Annotated in this window: 27 protein-coding genes; 19 read left to right on the plus strand and 8 right to left on the minus strand. The window is 58.0% G+C overall.

The genetic code is table 11. The annotated features are described in order from the left end of the window. Positions 1-64: 64 nt before the first annotated feature. Complete coding sequence (gene cysH / locus R0140_RS04920) at positions 65-799, plus strand: phosphoadenosine phosphosulfate reductase (protein WP_008806238.1); 735 nt, start codon at positions 65-67, stop codon at positions 797-799. Between the two features lie 72 nt (positions 800-871). Here cysH and R0140_RS04925 read toward each other — a convergent pair whose 3' ends face one another. Beyond that, positions 872-1,918: an aminopeptidase gene (locus R0140_RS04925; protein WP_032736344.1), complete on the minus strand. Its 1,047-nt coding sequence runs from the start codon at positions 1,916-1,918 to the stop codon at positions 872-874. A 246-nt stretch (positions 1,919-2,164) separates the two neighbouring features. Here R0140_RS04925 and cysG point away from each other — a divergent pair, with 246 nt between their 5' ends. The 13 genes from cysG to rpoS all read left to right on the plus strand — a co-directional run bounded on the left by cysG (position 2,165) and on the right by rpoS (position 13,395). Then, positions 2,165-3,571 (plus strand): siroheme synthase CysG, encoded by a 1,407-nt coding sequence (gene cysG / locus R0140_RS04930; protein ID WP_162494494.1) that lies wholly within the window; start codon positions 2,165-2,167, stop codon positions 3,569-3,571. Between the two features lie 9 nt (positions 3,572-3,580). Then, on the plus strand, positions 3,581-4,489 hold the full coding sequence (gene cysD / locus R0140_RS04935; RefSeq protein ID WP_002915160.1) for a sulfate adenylyltransferase subunit CysD: 909 nt from the start codon (positions 3,581-3,583) through the stop codon (positions 4,487-4,489). Between the two features lie 9 nt (positions 4,490-4,498). Further along, complete coding sequence (gene cysN, locus R0140_RS04940; RefSeq protein ID WP_012967340.1) at positions 4,499-5,926, plus strand: sulfate adenylyltransferase subunit CysN; 1,428 nt, start codon at positions 4,499-4,501, stop codon at positions 5,924-5,926. Continuing rightward, positions 5,926-6,531 (plus strand): adenylyl-sulfate kinase, encoded by a 606-nt coding sequence (cysC, locus tag R0140_RS04945; protein ID WP_002915158.1) that lies wholly within the window; start codon positions 5,926-5,928, stop codon positions 6,529-6,531. Before cysN ends, cysC begins: the two co-directional genes overlap by 1 nt. Before the next feature lie 50 nt (positions 6,532-6,581). After that, entirely contained in the window at positions 6,582-6,908 is a 327-nt protein-coding gene (locus R0140_RS04950) for a DUF3561 family protein (protein WP_008806224.1), read from the plus strand. A gap of 140 nt (positions 6,909-7,048) precedes the next feature. After that, positions 7,049-7,366, plus strand: a complete 318-nt coding sequence (gene ftsB / locus R0140_RS04955; RefSeq protein ID WP_002915156.1) for a cell division protein FtsB — start codon at positions 7,049-7,051, stop codon at positions 7,364-7,366. A 19-nt stretch (positions 7,367-7,385) separates the two neighbouring features. Beyond that, on the plus strand, positions 7,386-8,096 hold the full coding sequence (gene ispD / locus R0140_RS04960) for a 2-C-methyl-D-erythritol 4-phosphate cytidylyltransferase (protein WP_008806223.1): 711 nt from the start codon (positions 7,386-7,388) through the stop codon (positions 8,094-8,096). Continuing rightward, positions 8,096-8,575: a 2-C-methyl-D-erythritol 2,4-cyclodiphosphate synthase gene (gene ispF, locus R0140_RS04965; protein WP_008806222.1), complete on the plus strand. Its 480-nt coding sequence runs from the start codon at positions 8,096-8,098 to the stop codon at positions 8,573-8,575. Before ispD ends, ispF begins: the two co-directional genes overlap by 1 nt. Beyond that, the gene (gene truD, locus R0140_RS04970; RefSeq protein ID WP_008806221.1) at positions 8,572-9,621 is read left to right on the plus strand and encodes a tRNA pseudouridine(13) synthase TruD; all 1,050 of its coding nucleotides are present in this window, start codon (positions 8,572-8,574) and stop codon (positions 9,619-9,621) included. The genes ispF and truD overlap by 4 nt, the downstream gene beginning before the upstream one ends. After that, the gene (surE, locus tag R0140_RS04975) at positions 9,602-10,363 is read left to right on the plus strand and encodes a 5'/3'-nucleotidase SurE (protein WP_012540737.1); all 762 of its coding nucleotides are present in this window, start codon (positions 9,602-9,604) and stop codon (positions 10,361-10,363) included. The genes truD and surE overlap by 20 nt, the downstream gene beginning before the upstream one ends. Next, positions 10,357-10,983 (plus strand): protein-L-isoaspartate(D-aspartate) O-methyltransferase, encoded by a 627-nt coding sequence (locus R0140_RS04980; RefSeq protein WP_008806219.1) that lies wholly within the window; start codon positions 10,357-10,359, stop codon positions 10,981-10,983. The genes surE and R0140_RS04980 overlap by 7 nt, the downstream gene beginning before the upstream one ends. A 125-nt stretch (positions 10,984-11,108) precedes the next feature. Beyond that, positions 11,109-12,245: a murein hydrolase activator NlpD gene (gene nlpD, locus R0140_RS04985; RefSeq protein ID WP_008806218.1), complete on the plus strand. Its 1,137-nt coding sequence runs from the start codon at positions 11,109-11,111 to the stop codon at positions 12,243-12,245. Positions 12,246-12,402: 157 nt separating this feature from the next. Beyond that, positions 12,403-13,395, plus strand: coding sequence for an RNA polymerase sigma factor RpoS (gene rpoS, locus R0140_RS04990; RefSeq protein WP_317703952.1), 993 nt, complete (start codon positions 12,403-12,405; stop codon positions 13,393-13,395). A gap of 52 nt (positions 13,396-13,447) precedes the next feature. Here rpoS and R0140_RS04995 read toward each other — a convergent pair whose 3' ends face one another. Both R0140_RS04995 and R0140_RS05000 read right to left on the minus strand, forming a co-directional pair. Continuing rightward, the gene (locus R0140_RS04995; protein ID WP_008806216.1) at positions 13,448-13,825 is read right to left on the minus strand and encodes a DUF4440 domain-containing protein; all 378 of its coding nucleotides are present in this window, start codon (positions 13,823-13,825) and stop codon (positions 13,448-13,450) included. Then, positions 13,822-15,024 (minus strand): MFS transporter, encoded by a 1,203-nt coding sequence (locus tag R0140_RS05000; protein ID WP_032740915.1) that lies wholly within the window; start codon positions 15,022-15,024, stop codon positions 13,822-13,824. The genes R0140_RS04995 and R0140_RS05000 overlap by 4 nt, the downstream gene beginning before the upstream one ends. 108 nt (positions 15,025-15,132) lie before the next feature. Between R0140_RS05000 and R0140_RS05005 the strand changes: the two genes are divergently transcribed. Continuing rightward, complete coding sequence (locus R0140_RS05005) at positions 15,133-16,020, plus strand: LysR family transcriptional regulator (protein ID WP_012540741.1); 888 nt, start codon at positions 15,133-15,135, stop codon at positions 16,018-16,020. An 8-nt stretch (positions 16,021-16,028) separates the two neighbouring features. On the opposite strand, the gene R0140_RS05010 is transcribed toward R0140_RS05005, so the two are convergent. Further along, entirely contained in the window at positions 16,029-16,436 is a 408-nt protein-coding gene (locus R0140_RS05010) for a MarR family winged helix-turn-helix transcriptional regulator (RefSeq protein WP_008806213.1), read from the minus strand. A 174-nt stretch (positions 16,437-16,610) separates the two neighbouring features. Between R0140_RS05010 and R0140_RS05015 the strand changes: the two genes are divergently transcribed. The 4 genes from R0140_RS05015 to R0140_RS05030 all read left to right on the plus strand — a co-directional run bounded on the left by R0140_RS05015 (position 16,611) and on the right by R0140_RS05030 (position 19,369). Beyond that, positions 16,611-17,204 (plus strand): non-oxidative hydroxyarylic acid decarboxylases subunit B, encoded by a 594-nt coding sequence (locus R0140_RS05015; protein WP_002915099.1) that lies wholly within the window; start codon positions 16,611-16,613, stop codon positions 17,202-17,204. Further along, positions 17,204-18,631: a non-oxidative hydroxyarylic acid decarboxylases subunit C gene (locus R0140_RS05020; RefSeq protein WP_023340664.1), complete on the plus strand. Its 1,428-nt coding sequence runs from the start codon at positions 17,204-17,206 to the stop codon at positions 18,629-18,631. Before R0140_RS05015 ends, R0140_RS05020 begins: the two co-directional genes overlap by 1 nt. A gap of 10 nt (positions 18,632-18,641) precedes the next feature. After that, a complete protein-coding gene (locus R0140_RS05025; RefSeq protein WP_002915098.1) occupies positions 18,642-18,878 on the plus strand; it encodes a non-oxidative hydroxyarylic acid decarboxylases subunit D in 237 nt (78 codons plus the stop codon). Positions 18,879-19,216: 338 nt separating this feature from the next. Beyond that, complete coding sequence (locus R0140_RS05030; protein WP_002915097.1) at positions 19,217-19,369, plus strand: Hok/Gef family protein; 153 nt, start codon at positions 19,217-19,219, stop codon at positions 19,367-19,369. A gap of 118 nt (positions 19,370-19,487) precedes the next feature. On the opposite strand, the gene mutS is transcribed toward R0140_RS05030, so the two are convergent. From mutS to R0140_RS05050, 4 genes are all read right to left on the minus strand, one after another. After that, positions 19,488-22,049, minus strand: coding sequence for a DNA mismatch repair protein MutS (gene mutS / locus R0140_RS05035; RefSeq protein ID WP_012967342.1), 2,562 nt, complete (start codon positions 22,047-22,049; stop codon positions 19,488-19,490). Positions 22,050-22,317: 268 nt separating this feature from the next. After that, on the minus strand, positions 22,318-22,665 hold the full coding sequence (locus tag R0140_RS05040) for a DUF1493 family protein (protein WP_008806210.1): 348 nt from the start codon (positions 22,663-22,665) through the stop codon (positions 22,318-22,320). Beyond that, the gene (locus R0140_RS05045; RefSeq protein ID WP_004188736.1) at positions 22,650-23,099 is read right to left on the minus strand and encodes an STM2901 family protein; all 450 of its coding nucleotides are present in this window, start codon (positions 23,097-23,099) and stop codon (positions 22,650-22,652) included. The genes R0140_RS05040 and R0140_RS05045 overlap by 16 nt, the downstream gene beginning before the upstream one ends. Positions 23,100-23,110: 11 nt before the next feature. Continuing rightward, on the minus strand, positions 23,111-23,593 hold the full coding sequence (locus R0140_RS05050) for an Hcp family type VI secretion system effector (RefSeq protein ID WP_002915094.1): 483 nt from the start codon (positions 23,591-23,593) through the stop codon (positions 23,111-23,113). Positions 23,594-23,624 lie beyond the last annotated feature (31 nt).

Raw genomic sequence — 23,624 nt, forward strand, 5'->3', positions numbered from 1 at the left:
CCTGTAAAACCCGTAGGCCGGGCAAACGCAGTGCCGCCCGGTAAAACAGGCAAACGAGGTTTATATGTCCGTACTCGATCTAAACGCGCTTAATGCATTGCCGAAAGTGGAACGTATCCTGGCGCTGGCGGAGACCAATGCGAAGCTGGAGAAGCTCAGCGCCGAAGAACGCGTAGCGTGGGCGCTGGAAAATCTGCCTGGCGAGTATGCGTTATCTTCCAGCTTTGGCATTCAGGCGGCGGTGAGTCTGCACCTGGTGAACCAGCTGCGCCCGGATATTCCGGTGATCCTCACCGATACCGGCTATCTGTTTCCGGAAACCTATCAGTTTATCGATGAGTTAACCGACAAGCTCAAGCTGAACCTGAAGGTCTATCGGGCGCAGGAGAGCGCCGCCTGGCAGGAGGCGCGTTACGGTAAGCTGTGGGAGCAGGGCGTTGAGGGCATTGAGAAATACAATGAGATCAACAAAGTCGAGCCGATGAACCGGGCGCTGAAAGAGCTCAATACCCAGACCTGGTTCGCTGGTCTGCGCCGCGAGCAGTCCGGTAGCCGGGCGACCTTACCGGTGCTGGCTATCCAGCGCGGGGTGTTCAAGGTGCTGCCGATTATCGACTGGGATAACCGGACGGTGTATCAGTACCTGCAAAAGCACGGGCTGAAATACCACCCGCTGTGGGATCAGGGCTATCTGTCTGTAGGCGATACCCACACCACCCGCAAATGGGAGCCAGGCATGGCAGAAGAAGAGACTCGGTTCTTCGGGCTTAAACGCGAGTGCGGATTGCACGAGGGTTAAGCTGTTAGCGCTTTCTTTGGGTGATAATTCAAGAAGAACACGCGGGTGATACCGCGCGTTCTTTTGTGCGTATCAGCTTTTCTTCTCCACCTTCGCCAGCTCTTTCACCAGCGGCAGCATCACTTTCACTACCTCGCGGCTGCGGCGTTCTATGCGTCCCGGCAGCGCGTGGTCGAGATACTGCTGATTATCAATCTGCACGCTATGCCAGCTGGTGCCGTCCGGGAAGGCGCGGGATTTCTGGCGCTGCTGATAGCCATCCTTTTTGCCGAGTGACCAGTTGGTTGCCTCGACCGACAGCACCGGGATCCCCGCGCTGTCGAAGACGCTGGCGTCGTTACAGCAGGCGGTGCCTTTTGGGTATGCTGGGTTCAGTCCTGGATTGGTCGCCGCGACAATCCCCTTGCTGCGGGCGATAGCCAGCGCGCGGTCGCGGGTTAGCTTACGCACCGAGGCCGGCGTGCGGCGGCCACTGTTGAAGTAAAGCTTATCGCCCACCACCAGATTATCGAGGTTGATCACCAGCAGGGTATTTTTCTTTTCCGCCTCACTCATGCGCTGCAGCAGATTTTGCGCCCCGAGACGACCTTCCTCTTCACCGCTGGTGGCGATAAAGCGAATGCCATAGCGGGTGGGGATATTCTTTAAATGATCCGCCAGCTCCAGCATCACGCCGAGCCCCATCGCGTTGTCGTCGATTCCCTGCAGCGTCAGGCCGCCAAGGTTGTTCTCCACGTCTTTATCGCTCTGCGGCGCGTAGGTATCGAGATGCGCCATAATAATGATTTGCTGGCGGGACTGGCCTTCATGGGCGGCGATCACCGTACTGCCGGTGGCGTTATGCCAGTTCTTACGCTGATTGTTATCGGTATAGATGTAGCGGGTATTGAAGCTGCGCACGTCGCTCTGATAACCCATCTGGGCGAACTGCTGGCGGAGGTACTCGGCTGACAACATCTCGGCTGGTGTTCCGGTCATTCGTCCCGGGAAGACGGTGGCGATATGACGGGCCTGGCTACTGGCGGCGTCGCCCAGCGCGCTGAAAGCGGGGGCGGCGGCGAAAACAAAACCGGTGCCGAGCGCCAGAGGAAGCAGACGGCGGCACAACGCGGAAAACATAAGGGGTCCTTACACGAACAAGACAATTTGACGCGTACAGTATGAAACTGTGACCGCGGTTAAACAATTTCAATTGCTCTTAAATAGCGGAAAAATAGCGCGTTAAGCACTTTTTGATATTTGTATTTCCACAGCGTTATTCCTTTGCGTCACAACTCATTCCATTTCGTAATTTCATTTGCTCTCAGGCGCACCCTATAGTCGCAGTATCGCTGATTGTAAGAGAGTTGTTGCGCCGTGGATTACTTGCCCCTTTTTGCCGAACTGAAACAAAGGCCCGTGCTGGTGATCGGCGGCGATGAGATTGCTGAACGCAAGATTAAATTCCTGCTGCGCGCTCAGGCGCAGGTGCAGGTGGTCGCCGGGACGCTCTCTCCGGCGCTGGCCGATCTGGCGGCGCGCCAGGCGCTTAGCTGGCGGGCGACGGAATTTAGCGAGTCGCTGGTGGATGATGTCTTTCTGGTGATTGCGGCCACGGAGGATGAGGCGCTTAATCAGCGGGTGTTTGCGGCGGCTAACGCGCGCTACCGGCTGGTCAACGTGGTGGATAACCAGGCGCTGTGCTCGTTTGTCTTCCCTTCTATCGTCGACCGTTCGCCGCTGCTGGTGGCGATCTCCTCCAGCGGCAAAGCGCCAGTGCTGTCGCGTATTCTGCGCGAGAAAATTGAAGCGCTGCTGCCGACGAACCTCGGGCGGCTGGCGGAATCGGCGAGCTACTGGCGCAACCATCTGAAAACCCGTCTGACGACCACCGAAGCGCGTCGCCGCTTCTGGGAACGCGTCTTTACCGGCCGCTTTGCCAGCCTGATGGTGGCGGGCAATCATGCGGAGGCGGAAAAGGCGCTGCAGGATGAGCTGGATAAGCCCGAACGCGAGACGGGAGAAATTATTCTGGTGGGCGCCGGGCCGGGCGATGCCGGGCTGCTGACCCTTCGCGGCTTGCAGGCGATCCAGCAGGCGGACGTGGTTTTCCACGACCATCTGGTGACCCCGCCGGTTCTCGAGCTGGTGCGCCGTGATGCCGAGCTGATCTGTGTCGGCAAACGCGCCGGCGAGCACTCGGTGCCGCAGCATGAAACCAATCAGCTGCTGGTGGCGGCGGCGAAGGCAGGGAAAACCGTCGTGCGTCTGAAGGGCGGGGATCCGTTTATTTTTGGCCGCGGCGCAGAAGAGCTGCAGGCTGCCGCCGAAGCGGGGATCCCGTTCCAGGTGGTGCCTGGCGTCACTGCTGCTGCCGGGGCGACGGCCTACGCCGGTATTCCGCTGACCCATCGCGACTATGCGCAAAGCGCCGTCTTTGTCACCGGCCACTACAAGCCGGACAGCGCCCCCTTCGACTGGTCGCTGCTGGCGAAGAGCCAACAAACGCTGGCGATCTACATGGGCACCATGAAGGCGGCGGAAATCAGCGCCCAGTTGATCGCCCACGGTCGCGACAGCGCTACGCCGGTCGCGGTGATTTCCCGCGGTACCCGCGACGATCAGCAGACGATAACCGGCACATTGCAACAACTCGAACACCTGGCGAAAGACGCCCCGATGCCCGCCCTGCTGGTGGTCGGCGAAGTGGTGCAGCTGCATCAGCAGCTCGCCTGGTTTCAACATACATCATCCGCCGAAGGGTTTAACGCTTCGGTGGTCAATCTGGCTTAAGGAACGGTTATGGACCAAAAACGACTCACTCACCTGCGGCAACTGGAGGCGGAAAGCATCCATATTATTCGTGAGGTGGCCGCCGAATTTTCTAACCCGGTGATGATGTACTCCATCGGGAAAGATTCCAGCGTAATGCTGCATCTGGCGCGCAAAGCGTTTTATCCGGGAACCCTGCCGTTCCCGCTGCTGCACGTCGATACCGGCTGGAAATTCCGTGAGATGTATGAGTTCCGCGACCGTACCGCCAAAGCCTACGGCTGTGAGCTGCTGGTGCATAAAAACCCGGAAGGGGTGGCGATGGGCATCAACCCGTTTGTCCACGGCAGCGCTAAGCATACCGATATCATGAAAACGGAAGGCCTGAAGCAGGCGCTGAACAAATACGGCTTTGACGCCGCGTTCGGCGGCGCGCGTCGCGACGAAGAGAAATCCCGCGCGAAAGAGCGCATCTACTCCTTCCGCGACCGCTTCCACCGCTGGGACCCGAAAAATCAGCGTCCGGAGCTGTGGCACAACTACAACGGCCAGATTAACAAAGGCGAAAGCATCCGCGTCTTCCCGCTCTCCAACTGGACTGAGCTGGATATCTGGCAGTACATCTATCTGGAAAATATTGAAATCGTGCCGCTGTATCTGGCCGCTGAGCGCCCGGTGCTGGAGCGCGACGGCATGCTGATGATGATCGATGACGACCGTATCGATCTGCAGCCGGGCGAGGTGATTGAAAAACGGATGGTGCGTTTCCGTACCCTTGGCTGCTGGCCGCTGACCGGCGCAGTGGAGTCTGAAGCGCAGACGCTGCCGGAAATTATTGAAGAGATGCTGGTATCGACCACCAGCGAACGTCAGGGCCGCGTGATTGATCGCGACCAGGCCGGCTCGATGGAGCTGAAGAAACGTCAGGGGTATTTCTAAGGAGCCGCCATGAACACCACAATTGCCCAACAAATTGCTAATGAAGGCGGCGTAGAAGCTTACCTGCACGCGCAACAGCACAAGAGCCTGCTGCGTTTTCTGACCTGCGGCAGCGTCGATGATGGCAAAAGCACCTTAATTGGCCGTCTGCTGCACGATACGCGCCAGATCTATGAAGACCAGCTGTCGTCTCTGCACAACGACAGCAAGCGTCACGGTACCCAGGGCGAAAAACTGGACCTGGCGCTGCTGGTGGACGGCCTGCAGGCTGAGCGTGAGCAGGGCATCACCATCGATGTCGCTTACCGCTACTTCTCGACCGAAAAACGCAAATTTATCATCGCCGACACCCCGGGGCACGAGCAGTACACGCGCAATATGGCCACCGGCGCGTCAACCTGCGACCTGGCGATCCTGCTGATCGATGCGCGCAAAGGCGTGCTCGACCAGACCCGCCGTCACAGCTTTATCTCTACGCTGCTGGGCATTAAACACCTGGTGGTAGCGGTCAACAAAATGGATCTCGTCGAGTTTAGCGAAGCGCGCTTCAACGAGATCCGGGAAGATTATCTGACTTTCGCCGAGCAGCTGCCGGGCAACCTCGATATCCGCTTTGTACCGCTGTCGGCGCTGGAAGGCGATAACGTCGCCAGCCAGAGCGCGAATATACCGTGGTACAGCGGCCCGACCCTGCTGGAAGTCCTCGAAACCGTGGAGATCCAGCGGGTGGTCGAGAGCCAGCCGCTGCGCTTCCCGGTGCAGTATGTTAACCGTCCGAACCTCGATTTCCGCGGCTTCTCCGGCACGGTCGCCTCTGGCACGGTTACCGTTGGCCAGCGTCTGAAGGTGCTGCCGTCGGGCGTCGAATCGAGCGTGGCGCGTATCGTCACCTTCGACGGCGACCTGCAGGAAGCCGCCGCCGGCGAAGCCATTACCCTTGTGCTGAAAGATGAAATCGACATCAGCCGCGGCGACCTGCTGGTTGACGCGCAAGCCTCGCTGCCGGCGGTGCAAAGCGCCAGCATCGACGTGGTGTGGATGGCTGAGCAGCCGCTGACCCCGGGCCAGAGCTACGACATCAAAATCGCCGGGAAGAAGACCCGCGCTCGCGTCGACGCTATCCGTTACCAGGTCGATATTAACAACCTGACCCAGCGTGAAGTCGAGTCTCTCCCGCTGAACGGCATTGGGCTGGTGGAGCTGACCTTTGACGAACCTTTAGTGCTGGATCCGTATCAGCAAAACCCGGTGACCGGCGGTCTTATCTTTATCGATCGCCTGACCAACGTCACCGTGGGCGCCGGGATGGTCAACGAGCCGCACCTGCAGGCGTCGACCTCGGCATCGCAGTACAGCGCCTTCGAGCTGGAGCTGAACCAGCTGATCCGTAAACACTTCCCACACTGGGACGCCCGCGACCTGCTGGGAGGCCAATAATGGCCCAGCATGACGAAAACGTCGTCTGGCATGCCCATCCTGTGACTCAGCAGCAGCGGGAACAGCATCACGGCCATCGCGGCGTGGTGCTGTGGTTTACCGGCCTTTCGGGGTCGGGTAAATCCACTGTCGCCGGGGCGCTGGAAGAGGCGCTGCATGAGCGTGGCGTCAGCACCTATCTGCTGGACGGCGACAACGTGCGCCATGGTCTGTGCAGCGATCTGGGATTCAGTGATGAGGATCGCAAAGAGAACATTCGCCGCGTCGGCGAAGTGGCCAGGCTGATGGTCGATGCCGGGCTGGTGGTATTGACGGCATTTATATCACCACACCGCGCGGAACGGCAGATGGTGCGCGAGCGCCTGGGGGAGGGACGCTTTATCGAAGTGTTCGTCGATACCCCGCTGGCCATCTGCGAGGCGCGGGATCCGAAAGGATTATACAAGAAGGCGCGGGCAGGGGAATTACGCAATTTCACCGGCATAGACTCGGTCTATGAGGCACCGGAAAAGGCGGAAATTCATCTGGATGGTGAACAATTGGTAACAAATTTGGTGCACCAACTATTAGACCTGCTGCAACAGAGCGATATTATCAGATCCTGAAACGGCAGCGGCATCGAGGGGTGCCGGTTGCCCGGTCTACAGGATTCGATATGCGCAATACCCAGAACCTCAGTATTATTCGTTCAGAACCGCCTCCGGCGATCGGCGACGAGACCACCTGGTCTCTGTCGGGCGCTGCCGTGGGCTTTATTTCATGGCTGCTGGCGCTGGGTATTCCCTTCCTTCTCTATGGCAGTAATACGCTCTTCTTCCTCCTTTACACCTGGCCGTTCTTCCTTGCGTTGATGCCGGTGGCGGTAGTGGTCGGTATTGCGCTGCACTCTCTGCTCAATGGCAAACTGCTCTATAGCGCCAGCGCGACTATCCTGACCGTCGGGCTGATGTTTGCGCTACTCTTCCTCTGGCTGTTGGGATAACCCGTTTCCGGGATGAATCAAGCATGGGTATCGGCAGCAAAAATATGGTACAGTCCCCGCGTTACGCGGCATCGTCCGCGCGCCCCGGTAGCGTACCCGGGCGAGTTTTGGGATGATGATGCCGTTTTTCAGGGGGCAGGATGGGTAAACTAACGCTGCTATTATTAGCTTTGCTGGTCTGGCTACAGTATTCACTGTGGTTCGGTAAAAACGGCCTGCACGACTACACGCGGGTTAACGACGACGTCACCGCCCAGCAGGCGACTAACGCCAAATTAAAAGCACGCAACGATCAGCTATTTGCCGAAATTGACGACCTCAACGGCGGGCAGGAAGCGATCGAGGAGCGTGCGCGCAATGAACTCAGTATGACCCGCCCGGGCGAAACCTTCTATCGTCTGGTACCGGATGCGTCTAAACGCAACCAGGCATCGGGGCAACAGCAGAACAATCGATAACCAGGCCCAGGATTACGACATGGCAGCCACTTTTCCGGGCGTTTGCGCCGTGGTGCCGGCAGCCGGTTTTGGCCGCCGCATGCAAACGGAATGCCCGAAACAATATCTCTCAATCGGTAACAAAACGATTCTCGAACATGCCGTCGCCGCACTGCTGGCGAATGCGTGCGTCCAGCGCGTGGTGATTGCCGTCAGCCCCGGCGATCGGCGCTTCAGCCAGCTACCGCTGGCGCAGCACCCGCAAATTACCGTCGTGGATGGCGGCGCCGAGCGCGCCGATTCCGTGCTCGCGGGCCTGAAGGCGTTGCCGGAGGCGCAGTGGGTGCTGGTGCATGACGCCGCGCGCCCCTGCCTGCATCAGGACGACCTCAGCCGTCTGCTGGCGCTCAGCGAAACCAGCCGTGTCGGCGGGATCCTCGCGGCGCCGGTGCGCGACACCATGAAGCGCGCCGAGCCGGGCAAAACCGCTATCGCCCATACCGTCGATCGTAATGACCTGTGGCATGCGCTCACCCCGCAATTTTTCCCTCGCGAGCTGCTGGTGGATTGCCTCACCCGGGCGCTGAACGAGGGGGCGACCATCACTGATGAAGCCTCGGCGCTGGAGTACTGCGGCTTCCATCCGCAACTGGTCGCCGGTCGCGCGGATAATATTAAAGTGACGCGCCCGGAAGACCTGGCGCTGGCTGAATTTTACCTCACCCGTTCCCGACACCAGGAGAAAGCTTAATGCGAATTGGACATGGTTTTGACGTACACGCTTTTGGCGGTGAAGGCCCAATCATTATTGGCGGGGTACGCATTCCTTATGAAAAAGGGCTGCTGGCCCACTCCGACGGCGACGTCGCGCTGCATGCGCTGACCGACGCGCTGCTGGGCGCCGCGGCGCTCGGCGATATCGGTAAGCTGTTCCCCGATACCGATCCGGCGTTTAAAGGCGCCGATAGCCGCGAACTGCTGCGCGAAGCGTGGCGTCGTATTCAGGCCAAAGGCTATACGCTCGGCAACGTCGACGTCACCATTATCGCCCAGGCGCCGAAGATGCTGCCGCATATTCCGCAGATGCGCGTCTTTATCGCGGAAGATCTCGGCTGCCATATGGACGACGTCAACGTGAAAGCGACCACCACCGAGAAGCTGGGCTTCACCGGCCGCGGGGAAGGGATCGCCTGCGAAGCGGTCGCGCTGCTGCGTAAGGCCGAAAAATGATCGCCTTTGACCAACTGACCTGGCTGCACGGCAAGCCGCAGAGCAGCGGGCTGCTGAAAGCCAATCCGGAAGATTTTCTGGTAGTGGAGGATCTGGGCTTTGCGCCGGACGGCGAAGGCGAACATGTGCTGGTGCGGATCCTGAAAAACGGCTGCAATACGCGCTTTGTCGCCGACGCGCTGGCGAAATTCCTCAAGATCCACGCCCGAGAAGTGAGCTTCGCCGGGCAAAAGGATAAGCACGCCGTCACCGAGCAGTGGCTGTGCGCGCGGGTGCCCGGCAAAGAGATGCCGGACCTGAGCAAATTTCAGCTCGAGGGCTGCCAGGTACTGGAATATGCCCGCCATAAGCGTAAGCTGCGTTTAGGCGCGCTGAAAGGCAACCAGTTTACCGTGATCCTGCGCGAGATTAGCGATCGCCAGGACGTGGAGACGCGTCTGCAGGCCATCGCTGAACGGGGCGTACCGAACTATTTCGGCGCGCAGCGCTTTGGCATTGGCGGCAGTAATCTGCAGGGCGCGTTGCGCTGGGCGGAAAGCGACGCGCCGGTGCGCGATCGCAATAAGCGCAGTTTTTGGTTGTCGGCGGCCCGCAGTGCGTTGTTTAATCAGCAAGTCAGTATTAGATTAAAAAAAACGGAATTTAATCAGGTTGTTGATGGCGATGCGCTACAATTAGCGGGGCGTGGGAGCTGGTTTGTCGTCACACCGGAAGAACTCGAGGTTTCGCAGGCGCGGGTGCACAACCGCGAACTGATGATCACGGCTGCGCTGCCGGGCAGCGGCGACTGGGGAAGCCAGCGCGACGCTCTGGCCGCCGAGCAGGCCGCCATCGCCGAAGAAACGTCGCTGCAGGCGCTGTTGGTGCGGGAGAAAGTTGAGGCGGCGCGCCGGGCGATGCTCCTCTATCCGCAGCAGCTTAGCTGGAACTGGTGGGATGACGTAACCGTTGAACTGCGTTTCTGGCTGCCGGCGGGCAGCTTCGCCACCAGCGTGGTCAGGGAGCTTATCAATACAACGGGTGACTATGCGAATATTGCTGAGTAACGATGACGGGATCCATGCGCCGGGGATACAGACCCTGGCAAAGGCCTTAAGGGAGTTTGCCGAGGTCCAGGTTGTTGCACCCGATCGTAACCGCAGCGGAGCCTCGAATTCGCTGACGCTGGAATCATCCCTGCGTACGTTTACCTTTGAAAATGGCGACATCGCCGTCCAGATGGGCACCCCGACCGACTGTGTCTATCTCGGCGTGAACGCGCTGATGCGCCCGCGTCCGGACATCGTCGTTTCCGGCATTAACGCGGGTCCCAACCTGGGCGATGACGTCATCTATTCCGGCACCGTGGCCGCAGCGATGGAAGGTCGCCATCTGGGGTTCCCCGCGCTGGCCGTGTCGCTGAACGGCTATCAGCATTACGATACCGCCGCGGCGGTAACCTGCACCATTCTGCGCGCCTTAAGCCGCGAGCCGCTGCGTACCGGACGGATCCTTAACATCAACGTGCCGGATCTCCCGCTTGATCAAATCAAGGGCATTCGCGTGACCCGCTGCGGCAACCGCCATCCGGCCGACCAGGTGATCCCGCAAAAAGATCCGCGCGGCAACACCCTGTACTGGATTGGCCCGCCGGGCGATAAGCGCGATGCCGGGCCGGGCACCGATTTTGCGGCAGTGGATGAAGGCTATGTTTCCGTGACGCCATTGCACGTCGATTTAACCGCCCATCAGGCGCATGAGGTAGTCAGCGATTGGCTGGAACGTGTCGGGGTTGACGGGCAATGGTAAGTAAACGTGTTGAAAGTTTGTTGAATCAACTGCGCACGCAGGGCATCGTCGATGAGCGTGTCCTCGAGGCGATCGCGCGGGTCCCGCGCGAAAAATTTGTTGATGAAGCCTTTGAACATAAAGCGTGGGAAAACACCGCGCTGCCGATTGGCCAGGGGCAGACCATCTCCCAGCCTTACATGGTGGCGCGGATGACCGAGTTGCTGACGCTGACGCCGGAGTCGCGCGTGCTGGAGATCGGCACTGGTTCCGGCTACCAGACGGCCATCCTGGCGCACCTGGTGCATCACGTTTGCTCGGTGGAGCGGATTAAGAGTTTACAGTGGCAGGCGCGTCGTCGCCTGAAACAACTTGATTTACATAATGTTTCAACCCGTCATGGCGATGGGTGGCAAGGTTGGCAGGCACGGGCGCCATTTGATGCCATTATTGTGACGGCGGCGCCGCCGGAGATTCCAACCGCGCTGCTGGCGCAGCTGGATGACGAAGGCGTGCTGGTGCTGCCGGTTGGCGAAGAGCATCAGTTTCTCAAACGGATCCGTCGCCGGGGCAACGAATTTATCATTGATACCGTCGAGGCCGTTCGCTTTGTTCCCCTGGTGAAGGGGGAGCTGGCCTGAGACCCGGATTATTCCAGGTTTTTTTTGCCTGACTTTAGGCGTAGGGTGGACGCATTTTTCAGTGTCCTGGCCGGGCGCCGCCCGGTAAGCAAGATATTGGCAGTTAACATATTCCTGGGGGATAAATGAGCGCGGGAAGCACCAAATTTACCGTCAGCCGTATTGCGGCTCTTTCACTGGTTTCACTCTGGCTGGCCGGGTGTACCAACACCAATAATCCGCCAGCGCCGGTTAGCTCTGCCGGCGGTGCCGCCTCTTCCAGCACCAACTCCGGCATGCTGATTACGCCGCCATCCTCCGGCGTCAAGTCTGCTCCTCAGGCGCAGCCGATCCAGCCGGTACAGACCCAGACCATTCAGCCGCAGCCGACGCCGATGGCGCAGGAGCCGGTGCAGACGGTGAACGGTAAGATCGTTTACAACCGCAAATATGGCGATATTCCGAAAGGTAGCTACACCGGCGGCAGTACCTATACGGTCAAACGCGGCGACACGCTGTTCTATATCGCGTGGGTCACCGGCAACGATTTCCGCGACCTGGCGCAACGCAACAATGTCCCGGCCCCGTACGCGCTGAACGTGGGTCAGGTGCTGCAGGTCGGCAACGCCTCAGGCCAGCCGATCACTGGTGAAAACGCCGTTTCTCAGGCCAGCGCAAGGGCGAGCGGCGGTGCGACAGCCACCACAACTTCTGCACAAAAATCGACCGCGGTGGTTGCTTCACAACCGACTATTACGTATTCTGAATCTTCAGGTGAACAGAGTGCTACCAAGATGTTGCCTAATAATAAACCAGCGACCACGACCACAACGGTTGTCGCGCCGGTGACGGCACCAACAACGGTGAGCACAACCCAGCCGACTGCAAGCAGTACGTCAACCAGTTCGCCGATCTCATCATGGCGCTGGCCGACTGATGGCAAGGTTATCGAGAACTTTAGCGGCGCGGAAGGCGGCAATAAAGGTATCGACATTGCAGGCAGTAAGGGACAGGCTATTGTCGCGACCGCCGATGGGCGTGTCGTCTATGCCGGTAACGCACTGCGCGGCTACGGTAATCTTATTATCATCAAACACAACGATGATTACCTGAGTGCCTACGCTCATAACGATACCATGCTGGTTCGGGAGCAACAGGAAGTCAAAGCGGGGCAGAAAATCGCTACCATGGGTAGCACCGGAACCAGCTCAACAAGATTACATTTTGAAATTCGTTACAAGGGGAAATCCGTCAACCCGCTGCAGTACTTACCGCAGCGATAATTTGGCAAAGTACGGATAAGCGAAGCATCAGCTAACAGGCGCCAGGGCGGTGTCTATGTCCCTCTCGCAGAGAGGGCAGGGGAAATCGTCCAGGCGTCGTTTGTTGATGTGCCGTGGAAGGTGCTTTGCTCAGGGATCACGGGTAGGAGCCACCTTTATGAGTCAGAATACGCTGAAAGTTCATGATTTAAATGAAGACGCGGAATTTGATGAGAACGGAATTGAGGTTTTCGACGAGAAGGCCTTAGTAGAAGAGGAACCCAGTGATAGCGATCTGGCTGAGGAAGAGCTGCTGTCGCAAGGCGCAACACAACGCGTACTTGACGCCACTCAGCTTTATCTTGGAGAGATTGGTTATTCCCCACTGCTGACCGCGGAAGAGGAAGTCTATTTCGCGCGTCGCGCACTGCGTGGTGATGTCACTTCACGCCGTCGCATGATTGAAAGCAACCTGCGTCTGGTGGTGAAGATTGCCCGTCGTTACAGCAATCGTGGTCTGGCGCTGCTGGATCTGATTGAAGAAGGTAACCTCGGACTGATCCGCGCCGTTGAAAAGTTTGACCCGGAACGTGGGTTCCGTTTTTCGACTTATGCGACCTGGTGGATCCGCCAGACTATTGAACGGGCGATCATGAACCAAACCCGTACGATCCGTTTGCCGATCCACATTGTTAAAGAGCTGAACGTCTATCTGCGTACCGCGCGCGAGTTGTCCCATAAGCTGGACCACGAGCCGAGTGCGGAAGAGATTGCCGAACAGCTGGACAAACCGGTCGATGACGTCAGCCGTATGCTGCGTCTGAACGAGCGCATCACCTCCGTGGATACTCCGCTGGGTGGCGATTCAGAAAAAGCGCTGCTGGATATTCTGGCCGATGAGAAAGAGAACGGCCCGGAAGACACCACGCAGGACGATGATATGAAGCAAAGCATCGTCAAATGGCTGTTCGAACTGAACGCCAAGCAGCGTGAAGTTCTGGCGCGTCGTTTCGGTCTGCTGGGTTATGAAGCAGCCACGCTGGAAGATGTGGGCCGTGAAATTGGCCTCACCCGCGAGCGTGTGCGGCAGATCCAGGTGGAAGGTCTACGTCGCCTGCGGGAAATTCTGCAGGGACAGGGGCTGAATATCGAAGCGCTCTTCCGCGAATAAGATCTTTTCTCTCAAAAAGGCCCCCTCGACAGTCGGGGCCTTTTTCTTTGCGCTAGCCGAGGCGGGTTTCCTGCAGATGACGCCAGATCATTTTTCCTTCCGCTTGCTGAAAAATCGCCGTCGACCAGCGTACGTTCTCACTGCCATCCGCCAGCGTTTGGCTTTCACGGTATCGCACTGCGGCGCCGTCGTGCCACTCGCTAATGATTTTCGCCTGATCCACCACGATGTGTAATCCCGGACGGGTTGCCCCCGCATGGTGGAAAAAACGGCTCACCGCCGGGTAGTCCATCTTCTCGCCGCCCGGAGGGATCATGATGAATTCGGCGGCAAAACGTGTCATCAGCGCCTCAGCGCTTCCTTCCCCCTGGCTTAACCAGCGTTCAATAAGGACATGGGCGTCGAGGACTTCCTGCAGATAAGGGTTCATGACTTCTCCAGAGTGGTGTGCAGGCGATGGATAATCGCCCGATTGTTCAGCCGCAGGCAAAACAGCAGCGGCAACAGGGTGATGGCAGCGGCGCTAATAAACACCCCCTGCCAGGCGTAGACCGGCGGGAACACCCTCAGCAGCAGGGCGAGCAGCGCGCTGCCGGCAAAGAAGCTGAGCTGGCGGTTCAGATTCCACAGCGCGCTGGCGTCAGGCATCTCTTCGGCAGGCATATGCAGGAAGGCGCTGCTTTGCGCAGTACTGCTGCATAAGCTGCCTCCGCCGCCCATCAGCGTAAAGGCCAGAATCAACAGCGCCAGCGGGCTGTGCGTATCGATCTTCAGCAGCAGCAGGATCCCCGCCGCCTGAAGCAGGCAGCCGATGACGACCAGCGGCCGGGGCCCGAAGCGGTTGAAATACCTGCCGGTAAAAGTGATGGCGGCGAACGAGGCCAGTGACCAGGGCACCATCAGGGCACCGATGGCCCCCGGCGCCATCCCGGTGACGCGTTGCAGGTAGAACATCCCGACCACGTTGACGCCAATAAACATCCCCGGTACGCAGAGGTAGATCAGCATCGCGAAGCGCAGCAGGGGATCGGCCAGCAACGACAGCGGAAGAAAGCGAGTTGGGCGAACCGGGCCGGGGCTGTCGTTCAGCCATCGCACTGCCAGCACAAAGGTTAGCAGAGCCACAGGCAGGCTGGCGAAAAAGACCCAGCGCCAGCTGAAGGCCTCGACTAACAAGCCGCCGATCGCCGGCGAGCAGGCTGGCGCCAGCAGGCCGACCAGCATCACCGCCGCCGAGAGTTTCGCCCGCTCATGCGACTGAAACAGCGGCCACGTCAATGCCTGGCCAAGGGGGATTAACAGCCCGCCGCCCATCCCCTGCAGCGTCCGCCAGAAAATCAGCTCGCCGAGACTGCTGGCAAGCCCTGCCGCCAGCGCGCCGAGGCTGAACAGCCCCAGCGAAAGTAAAAACAGCCGTTTCGCCCCCCAGCGCTGACTAAGCCAGGCGCTGAACGGTACGACGACCGTCAGACCGAGAATATAGGCATTGCTGACCCACGCCAGCTGAGAGACGGAAACCGCCAGCGCGCGGCTGATGGCCGGGAAGGCGATGCTGGCGATAAACATATTGATCAAATCGAGAAAAAAGCCGAACAGAAAAACGGTGGCAACGCGGTGGCGATAGGTCATGGTTCACTCCCTCAGACAGGCGGCTACTGTAAACCCGGTTCTGCGGGGGATAAACGGGGCTGGTCGGGATATACTGTCTGAATATTTTTGACAATCATCCGGACGACAATGCTTAATCTTCAGCGTGTGACCATGTTTATCGCCGTGGTGGATGCCGGCAGCTTCACCCTGGCCGCTGCGGCGCTGGGGCAGACCAAGGCGGTGGTCAGCTTTAACGTGCGGCAACTGGAAAATGAGCTGGGGGTGACCCTGCTGCTGCGCTCTACGCGTCGTCTGCGGCTCACTGACGCCGGGACGTTGTTCTATCAGCGCGGGGTGGCGCTGCTGAAAGCGGCGGAAAATCTGCAGGATGAGGTGCGGGCCAGCCATACCGGCTTAAGTGGCGAGCTGCGGATCACCACCACGCCGGAGTATGGCGCGCAGGTTATCATTCCGGCGCTAGCCGCGTTTGCCCGTCGTCACCCGGCGCTGCGGGTGCGCCACGTCTCCTCCTCCCATCATGCGGACCTCATTTCAGAACGATTTGATGTGGCGATACGCCTCGGTACGCTGGCCGATTCCCGCTATCGGGCGACGCGGATAGCCAGTTTCGCGATCCTGCCCGTCGCCTCTCCGGCCTGGCTGGCAAGCCATCCGGTGCAGACGCTGTCCGATCTGGCGCAAGCTGACTGGATTATTCATGAGCGTCTGTCGGCGCCGCTGCGCTGGCAGCTGCGCACGGATCAACAGACAGAGGTAGATTTCGCCATCGCCAGCGCGCCGCGCTTTTCAGCCGACAGCGCTACGGCGCTGATGAGCTTTGCCCTGGCCGGGTGCGGCATCGCCTTGCTGCCGGCATGGCTGGTAGCCGAAAAAGTGGCGCAGCGGGAGCTGGTGCCGCTCCTGTCGGAATACCATTTCCCACAGCAGGGCGTGTATGCCCTTTATCCCGATGCGCAGCATATGCCGACCCGGGTGCGGGCGTTTATTGACTTCCTGCGCGAGAAGGTCGGTTAAGCGCCCGTTCAGGGCGCCATCATTTTGCGCACCAGCCGGGTGAACTGTTCACGTTCGCCATCGCTCAGGCGGCCGAGAAACTCGTCATCGATCTCATTGCCCTGCGGAATCGAACGGTTAAGCAACGCCTCGCCTTGTTCGGTCAGATAGACAAAACGGCGGCGTTTATCGGCGGGATCGTGTTCCCGGCGCACCAGGCCGCGCGCCTCCATCCGGCTGAGCATCTCCGCCAGCGTGGCCTTGGTACTGACCGCCGCTTCAATCAGCACGACCTGCTCAATACCCGGCTGCTCCGCTACCGAGCGCATCACCGCATACTGAGGTTTAGTCAGGTCCGGTAACGCCTGCTGCCAGCGGGCGGTATGTTGTTGAAAAAGCTGGCGCAGCAGGTGAAATGCTTCGTTTCGTAACTCCATGAATACTCCGTAACAAAACTGTCACCTCTATGATAGCCGTTCGTACGCCATTTTATACCCTTTCTGCGTTTTTGATTAAAAATGCGCACGTATACGAACGATCTTGTCATCCCTGTCCGGAGAGGGTAATTTAAATATAAAGTTCGTGTACGAACAAAATGAATGAGGTCTGGAATGAAACTGATTATTGGGATGACGGGGGCCACCGGGGCTCCGCTTGGGGTGGCATTGCTGCAGGCGCTACGTGATATGCCGGAGGTGGAAACCCACCTGGTGATGTCGAAATGGGCCAAAACCACCATCGAGCTGGAAACGCCCTGGACAGCGCGCGAAGTGGCCGCGCTGGCGGACTTTTCCCACAGCCCGGCAGACCAGGCCGCCACCATCTCTTCCGGTTCATTTCGTACCGACGGCATGATCGTTATTCCCTGCAGTATGAAAACGCTGGCAGGCATTCGCGCGGGTTATGCCGAAGGGCTGGTGGGCCGCGCGGCGGACGTGGTGCTCAAAGAGGGGCGCAAGCTGGTGCTGGTCCCGCGGGAAATGCCGCTCAGCACGATCCATCTGGAGAACATGCTGGCGCTGTCGCGCATGGGCGTGGCGATGGTGCCGCCGATGCCGGCTTACTACAACCACCCGGAGACGGTTGACGATATCACCAATCATATCGTCACCCGGGTGCTGGATCAGTTTGGCCTCGACTATCACAAAGCGCGCCGCTGGAACGGCTTGCGCACGGCAGAACAATTTGCACAGGAGATCGAATAATGGCTTTTGATGATTTGCGCAGCTTTTTGCAGGCGCTGAATGACCAGGGACAACTGCTGAAAATCAGTGAAGAGGTGAACGCTGAGCCCGATCTGGCGGCGGCCGCCAATGCGACCGGACGCATCGGCGACGGCGCCCCGGCGCTGTGGTTCGATAATATTCGCGGCTTTACCGACGCCCGCGTGACGATGAACACCATCGGCTCGTGGCAGAACCATGCCATCTCGCTGGGCCTGCCGCCCAACACGCCGGTGAAAAAGCAGATTGATGAATTCATTCGCCGCTGGGATAACTTCCCGGTGACGCCAGAGCGCCGCGCCAACCCGGCGTGGGCGGAAAACACCGTGGATGGCGACGATATCAACCTGTTCGATATTCTGCCACTGTTCCGCCTCAACGATGGTGACGGCGGTTTCTACCTCGATAAAGCCTGTGTCGTTTCGCGCGATCCGCTTGATCCTGACAACTTCGGTAAGCAAAACGTCGGTATCTACCGCATGGAAGTGAAAGGCAAGCGCAAGCTCGGCCTGCAGCCGGTGCCGATGCACGATATCGCGCTGCATCTGCACAAAGCGGAAGAGCGTGGGGAAGATCTGCCGATCGCTATTACCCTCGGTAACGACCCGATTATTACCCTGATGGGCGCCACGCCGCTGAAATACGATCAATCAGAATATGAAATGGCTGGCGCGCTGCGCGAGAGCCCGTATCCCATCGCCACCGCGCCGCTGACCGGCTTTGACGTGCCCTGGGGTTCGGAAGTGATCCTCGAAGGGGTCATTGAAGGGCGTAAGCGTGAGATCGAGGGGCCGTTCGGTGAGTTTACCGGTCACTACTCCGGCGGTCGTAACATGACGGTAGTGCGTATCGACAAAGTCTCGTATCGCAGCAAACCGATTTTTGAATCGCTCTATCTCGGTATGCCGTGGACCGAGATTGACTATCTGATGGGCCCGGCGACCTGCGTGCCGCTGTATCAGCAGTTGAAGGCAGAGTTCCCGGAAGTGCAGGCGGTCAACGCCATGTACACCCATGGTCTGCTGGCGATCATCTCCACCAAAAAACGCTACGGCGGTTTTGCCCGCGCGGTGGGCCTGCGGGCGATGACCACTCCGCACGGCCTCGGCTATGTGAAGATGGTGATCATGGTTGATGAAGACGTCGACCCGTTCAACCTGCCGCAGGTGATGTGGGCGCTCTCCTCGAAAGTTAACCCGGCGGGTGACCTGGTGCAGTTGCCGAACATGTCGGTCCTTGAACTTGACCCTGGCTCCAGCCCGGCAGGCATCACCGACAAACTGATTATCGACGCCACCACCCCGGTTGCGCCGGACCTTCGCGGCCACTACAGCCAGCCGGTGCAGGATCTGCCGGAAACTAAAGCCTGGGCTGAAAAACTGACCGCTATGCTGGCCAACCGTAAATAAGGAGAAAAAGATGATTTGTCCACGTTGCGCCGATGAAAAGATTGAAGTCATGGCGACCTCGCCGGTGAAAGGGGTCTGGACCGTGTATCAGTGCCAGCACTGTCTTTACACCTGGCGAGATACCGAGCCGCTGCGCCGCACCAGTCGCGAACACTATCCGGAAGCGTTCCGCATGACGCAGAAAGATATTGATGAGGCACCGCAGGTGCCACACGTACCGCCGCTATTGCCGGAAGATAAGCGTTAATGAAAGGGGCCCGCTAAGTCGGGCCTTTTTTATATTTAGTACAATTATGGAAGCTATTTTTTCATTAAATTAAAAAATTACGCGAAGGGTTAATATACTGGGATGACTTTGCGAGCCTGCTTCCAGATTATTATAAAATCCGTCTGATTAATTCCTTGCAGATAAATTTCACGCCCTGACGAGTATAGAATAGCGGCGGGTGCTTGAGGCTGTCTGGCCTTGAGCATTACCAGGACCCCAGACAGACGAAAGCCCCAGGAGATATTTCTATCAACTGAGGCTAGCGAATGAACATCGACAATTCAGATGTTAGTCTCTTCTTTGCAGGGAGGCAAGATATGCTGACAAAATATGCCCTTGTGGCAATCATCGTACTCTGTATTACGGTACTGGGATTTACGCTGTTGGTGCACAGCTCACTATGCGAGCTGAGTATTAAAGAGCGTAATATTGAGTTTAAAGCTGTTCTCGCTTACGAATCGAAGAAGTAGCATCCGCGCGGGGGCAACCCCGCGTATGGGTTGTCAGGACGCATCCTCTAGCACCCATTTTTAGTTTGTTAAAACGGCAGCGCTGAGCGGCGCTGCCGTTTTTCACCTTAATGGGTGGCTAAACCAGGCTTTTCAGACGGTAGATCCACTCCAGCGCCTGACGCGGGGTCAGGGAGTCGGGATCAAGATTCTCCAGTGCTTCAACCGCAGGCGAGGTCTCTTCCGGGGCGGCGAGCAGCGACATCTGCGTGCCGTCGACCTGGGTCGCCGCCGCGTTGGGCGAGATGCTCTCCAGCTCGCGCAGTTTCTGCCGCGCGCGCTTGATCACCTCTTTCGGCACCCCGGCCAGCGCGGCGACCGCCAGGCCATAGCTCTTGCTGGCCGCGCCATCCTGCACGCTGTGCATAAAGGCGATGGTATCGCCGTGCTCCAGCGCGTCGAGGTGGACGTTGGCGACGCCTTCCATTTTCTCCGGCAGCTGAGTGAGCTCGAAGTAGTGGGTGGCGAACAGCGTCAGCGCCTTGATTTTGTTGGCCAGATTTTCCGCACAGGCCCACGCCAGCGATAGCCCGTCGTAGGTGGACGTGCCGCGGCCAATCTCATCCATCAGCACCAGGCTATGCTCGGTGGCGTTGTGCAGAATATTGGCGGTTTCAGTCATCTCCACCATAAAGGTCGAGCGGCCGCTGGCCAGGTCATCCGCCGCGCCGACGCGGGTAAAGATGCGATCGATGGGCCCGATCTCCACCTTCTGCGCCGGGACGTAGCTGCCGATATAGGCCAGCAGCGCAATCAGCGCGGTCTGGCGCATATAGGTACTTTTACCGCCCATGTTCGGCCCGGTGATGATCAGCATCCGCCGCTGCGGCGCTAGCTGCAGCGGGTTGGCGATAAACGGCTCTTTCAGCACCTGCTCGACCACCGGATGGCGGCCTTCGCTGATGCGAATGCCCGGCTTATCGCTAAAGGTCGGACAGCAGTAGTTCAGGGTTTCCGCCCGTTCCGCCAGGTTGACCAGCACGTCCAGCTCGGCCAGCGCGCTGGCGCTGGTTTGCAGGTCGGCGAGATGCGGCAGCAGCAGGTCGAACAGTTCGTCATAAAGCTGTTTTTCCAGTGCCAGCGCTTTGCCCTTGGAGGTCAGCACCTTATCTTCGTATTCCTTCAGCTCAGGAATAATGTAGCGTTCGGCGTTCTTCAGCGTCTGGCGGCGCACGTAGTGGATCGGCGCGAGGTGGCTCTGGCCGCGGCTAATCTGGATGTAGTAGCCGTGGACGGCGTTGTAGCCGACTTTCAGGGTATCGAGGCCCAGCCGCTCGCGCTCGCGGATCTCCAGCTTATCGAGATAATCGGTGGCGCCATCGGCCAGCGCCCGCCACTCGTCCAGCTCTTCGCTATAGCCCGGAGCGATGACTCCGCCGTCGCGGACCAGCACCGGCGGCGCGTCAATCACCGCGCGCTCCAGCAGTTCGCGCAGTTCGGTGAACTCGCCCATTTTCTCGCGCAATTTTTGCACCGGCTGACGGTCAACGTCGGCCAGCAGCTCACGCAGCAGCGGCAACTGCTGCAGGGCATGACGCATGCGGGCTAAATCGCGTGGACGGGCGGTACGCAGCGCCAGACGCGCCAGAATACGTTCCAGATCGCCGACCTGGCGCAGCACCGGCTGCAGCTCGGTATAGCGCTCCTGCAGCGCGCCGATGGTCTGCTGGCGCTCCACCAGCACGGCGGTATCGCGGACCGGCATATGCAGCCAGCGCTTGAGCATCCGGCTGCCCATCGGCGTCACCGTACAGTCGAGTACCGAGGCCAGGGTGTTGTCGGTGCCGCCGGCCAGATTCTGGGTGATCTCGAGGTTACGGCGGGTGGCGGCATCCATAATGATGCTGTCCTGCTGGCGTTCCATGGTGATGGAACGGATGTGCGGCAGCGAGGTGCGCTGAGTGTCTTTGACATACTGCAGCAGGCAGCCGGCGGCGCACAGGCCGCGTGGGGCGTTTTCCACGCCGAAGCCGACCAGATCGCGGGTGCCGAACTGCAGGTTAAGCTGCTGGCGCGCGGTGTCGATTTCAAATTCCCACAGCGGGCGACGGCGCAGACCGCGGCGGCCCTCGATCAGCGACGATTCGGCAAAATCTTCCGCATACAGCAGTTCCGCCGGATTAGTACGCTGCAGCTCTGCCGCCATGGTTTCGCGGTCGGCCGGTTCACTCAGGCGAAAGCGCCCGGAGCTGATATCCAGCGTCGCGTAACCAAAGCCCTTGCTGTCCTGCCAGATGGCGGCCAGCAGGTTGTCCTGGCGCTCCTGCAGCAGCGCTTCATCGCTGATGGTGCCCGGCGTAACGATACGCACCACTTTACGCTCGACCGGTCCCTTGGTGGTGGCCGGGTCGCCAATCTGCTCGCAAATGGCCACCGACTCGCCCTGGTTGACCAGTTTGGCGAGGTAGTTCTCGACCGCGTGGTGGGGGATGCCGGCCATCGGGATGGGTTCGCCCGCGGAGGCGCCGCGCTTGGTCAGCGAGATATCGAGCAGCTGCGACGCGCGTTTCGCATCGTCATAAAATAGCTCGTAAAAATCCCCCATCCGGTAAAACAGTAGAATGTCAGGATGTTGCGCCTTCAGCTTGAGATACTGCTGCATCATCGGCGTGTGGGCGTCGAGATTGTCAATTGTGCTCATGGGGTGTTATCCAGATCCCTGATTTGAAATGGCTGCGATTTTGTAGTTGTCGTCGTTATCACATGGATGAGACATAATAACGGAGATGGGCAGGTGAGGGAAACCGACGAAAGCGCGCGGCGCGATCCGGATTCCAGTTGCAGAGGGGGCGGGGTACCGTCACAGTGGTTGAATCACCGGCACGCGATCGTCTTCATGCATTACGTTCGCCGTCGATGTTGTTCTGCCTTCTGGCCGCAGACCTCGTTACGACAACGGCTTGTGGTTGCTAGTCGTAAAGCCATTTACCTGCTTTTGCTGATTCGGCAAACATTTTGATGGTTAAAGGTTTACGCGTTTTTTCTACATCTTCTCGTTTTACTTTAAACCACCGAGTTAGCATTGGAGTATTCTCCCAAGGGAAATAACACGACCATTTAACACTGGAAAGATCAACATTAAATTTTTGTTCAAATTTATTTAAAGCGTCATGCAGATCGTCGCCGGGAGCATCAAATAAGTCATAATCAAGTTCCAATGGGATTTCTTTCCAATTTTTATCTAAACGGGTTGAGATCTCATCTTTAAACAAGTCTAAAACCTGATCTTGAATACTTTTCATTAAAAGGATGTCCATTGTATACGGTCTTTGGGGCGAGCTATTAGGTTGTATTTTTCCTGAGTTTTTCTTGAAACTTGATAAATTGAGTTTACAAGTCCTATCCAACCTAACCACGGAACATAACGGGCGATAACAGCAGCAAGACTATTTGTTTTTCTCATTCTTACACCAACGGGTGTAGGAACCCTAATACCAAATGGAGTTTTTGCATTTCTCAGAAGCATCCTTCCATATTTAGAAACAACACTTGTTCCTTTTATTGCCTCTCCTGGCTTTGTTCTGGTTTTTAGCCAAGGTTGCCCGGCGAGGATAGCGGCACCAGACTCAATACCAATGCCAAGTTCGTCACAAAATTGTTCAAGAAAAATGACATCAAAAAGTTCACCAGCCGAAAGATTGGATTGTCCGTGATAGAAATAGGTTCCATTTAGTTCTTCTGTCGTATCCATTTGCTCATCTATTATGCTGTTTGTCTTTCATTCCAGGCATCGGTGAAAATTATATTTCCGTCACAATGTTTCCAGGTGATCTTCTCATATCTAAGTTCGACAGATTCAAGATGGTTGTTGTTCTTGTCTTCTGGGGAAGCCATTGTAGGAGATATTGATACGATTCGGACGCCTTCAAGTAGCATATTGAAGTATTCCACTTCTTGACCAGCATCGCTGATTTTATACCATTTGATTTCAGCAGATTTCAGGTTCTGACCAGTAGCTACTGCTTTGTAGAGGTATGGACTGGAATAGTCGAATTCTTTAACGATGATCATTGGTGAGTGCTGACGAGTGCCGGTAGGCTTGCCAGTGGCATTATCAGTGGGAATGGAGAGATTGTGATGAAACCCTTTAAATTCGATGCTGAACTCCCTGTCTGCAACATCACAACCACCTTTGATTAGTGCCCCACCGTCGTCGTATATCCACATATTACCTGGAATAGCCATGCTTCTTCTTCCCTCTATTATCATTAGTAAG

The sequence above is a fragment of the Klebsiella sp. w6 genome (genome assembly GCF_033100215.1).
Classification (GTDB): Bacteria; Pseudomonadota; Gammaproteobacteria; order Enterobacterales; family Enterobacteriaceae; genus Klebsiella; species Klebsiella variicola.

Bases quoted from the DNA above. Each gene is read 5' to 3' on its own strand.
- cysH (WP_008806238.1), top strand. From the start codon at position 65: ATGTCCGTACTCGATCTAAACGCGCTTAATGCATTGCCGAAAGTGGAA.
- R0140_RS04925 (WP_032736344.1), bottom strand. From the start codon at position 1,918: ATGTTTTCCGCGTTGTGCCGCCGTCTGCTTCCTCTGGCGCTCGGCACC.
- cysD (WP_002915160.1), top strand. From the start codon at position 3,581: ATGGACCAAAAACGACTCACTCACCTGCGGCAACTGGAGGCGGAAAGC.
- cysN (WP_012967340.1), top strand. From the start codon at position 4,499: ATGAACACCACAATTGCCCAACAAATTGCTAATGAAGGCGGCGTAGAA.
- cysC (WP_002915158.1), top strand. From the start codon at position 5,926: ATGGCCCAGCATGACGAAAACGTCGTCTGGCATGCCCATCCTGTGACT.
- R0140_RS04950 (WP_008806224.1), top strand. From the start codon at position 6,582: ATGCGCAATACCCAGAACCTCAGTATTATTCGTTCAGAACCGCCTCCG.
- ftsB (WP_002915156.1), top strand. From the start codon at position 7,049: ATGGGTAAACTAACGCTGCTATTATTAGCTTTGCTGGTCTGGCTACAG.
- ispD (WP_008806223.1), top strand. From the start codon at position 7,386: ATGGCAGCCACTTTTCCGGGCGTTTGCGCCGTGGTGCCGGCAGCCGGT.
- ispF (WP_008806222.1), top strand. From the start codon at position 8,096: ATGCGAATTGGACATGGTTTTGACGTACACGCTTTTGGCGGTGAAGGC.
- truD (WP_008806221.1), top strand. From the start codon at position 8,572: ATGATCGCCTTTGACCAACTGACCTGGCTGCACGGCAAGCCGCAGAGC.
- surE (WP_012540737.1), top strand. From the start codon at position 9,602: ATGCGAATATTGCTGAGTAACGATGACGGGATCCATGCGCCGGGGATA.
- R0140_RS04980 (WP_008806219.1), top strand. From the start codon at position 10,357: ATGGTAAGTAAACGTGTTGAAAGTTTGTTGAATCAACTGCGCACGCAG.
- nlpD (WP_008806218.1), top strand. From the start codon at position 11,109: ATGAGCGCGGGAAGCACCAAATTTACCGTCAGCCGTATTGCGGCTCTT.
- rpoS (WP_317703952.1), top strand. From the start codon at position 12,403: ATGAGTCAGAATACGCTGAAAGTTCATGATTTAAATGAAGACGCGGAA.
- R0140_RS04995 (WP_008806216.1), bottom strand. From the start codon at position 13,825: ATGAACCCTTATCTGCAGGAAGTCCTCGACGCCCATGTCCTTATTGAA.
- R0140_RS05000 (WP_032740915.1), bottom strand. From the start codon at position 15,024: ATGACCTATCGCCACCGCGTTGCCACCGTTTTTCTGTTCGGCTTTTTT.
- R0140_RS05005 (WP_012540741.1), top strand. From the start codon at position 15,133: ATGCTTAATCTTCAGCGTGTGACCATGTTTATCGCCGTGGTGGATGCC.
- R0140_RS05010 (WP_008806213.1), bottom strand. From the start codon at position 16,436: ATGGAGTTACGAAACGAAGCATTTCACCTGCTGCGCCAGCTTTTTCAA.
- R0140_RS05015 (WP_002915099.1), top strand. From the start codon at position 16,611: ATGAAACTGATTATTGGGATGACGGGGGCCACCGGGGCTCCGCTTGGG.
- R0140_RS05020 (WP_023340664.1), top strand. From the start codon at position 17,204: ATGGCTTTTGATGATTTGCGCAGCTTTTTGCAGGCGCTGAATGACCAG.
- R0140_RS05025 (WP_002915098.1), top strand. From the start codon at position 18,642: ATGATTTGTCCACGTTGCGCCGATGAAAAGATTGAAGTCATGGCGACC.
- R0140_RS05030 (WP_002915097.1), top strand. From the start codon at position 19,217: ATGCTGACAAAATATGCCCTTGTGGCAATCATCGTACTCTGTATTACG.
- mutS (WP_012967342.1), bottom strand. From the start codon at position 22,049: ATGAGCACAATTGACAATCTCGACGCCCACACGCCGATGATGCAGCAG.
- R0140_RS05040 (WP_008806210.1), bottom strand. From the start codon at position 22,665: ATGGACATCCTTTTAATGAAAAGTATTCAAGATCAGGTTTTAGACTTG.
- R0140_RS05045 (WP_004188736.1), bottom strand. From the start codon at position 23,099: ATGGATACGACAGAAGAACTAAATGGAACCTATTTCTATCACGGACAA.
- R0140_RS05050 (WP_002915094.1), bottom strand. From the start codon at position 23,593: ATGGCTATTCCAGGTAATATGTGGATATACGACGACGGTGGGGCACTA.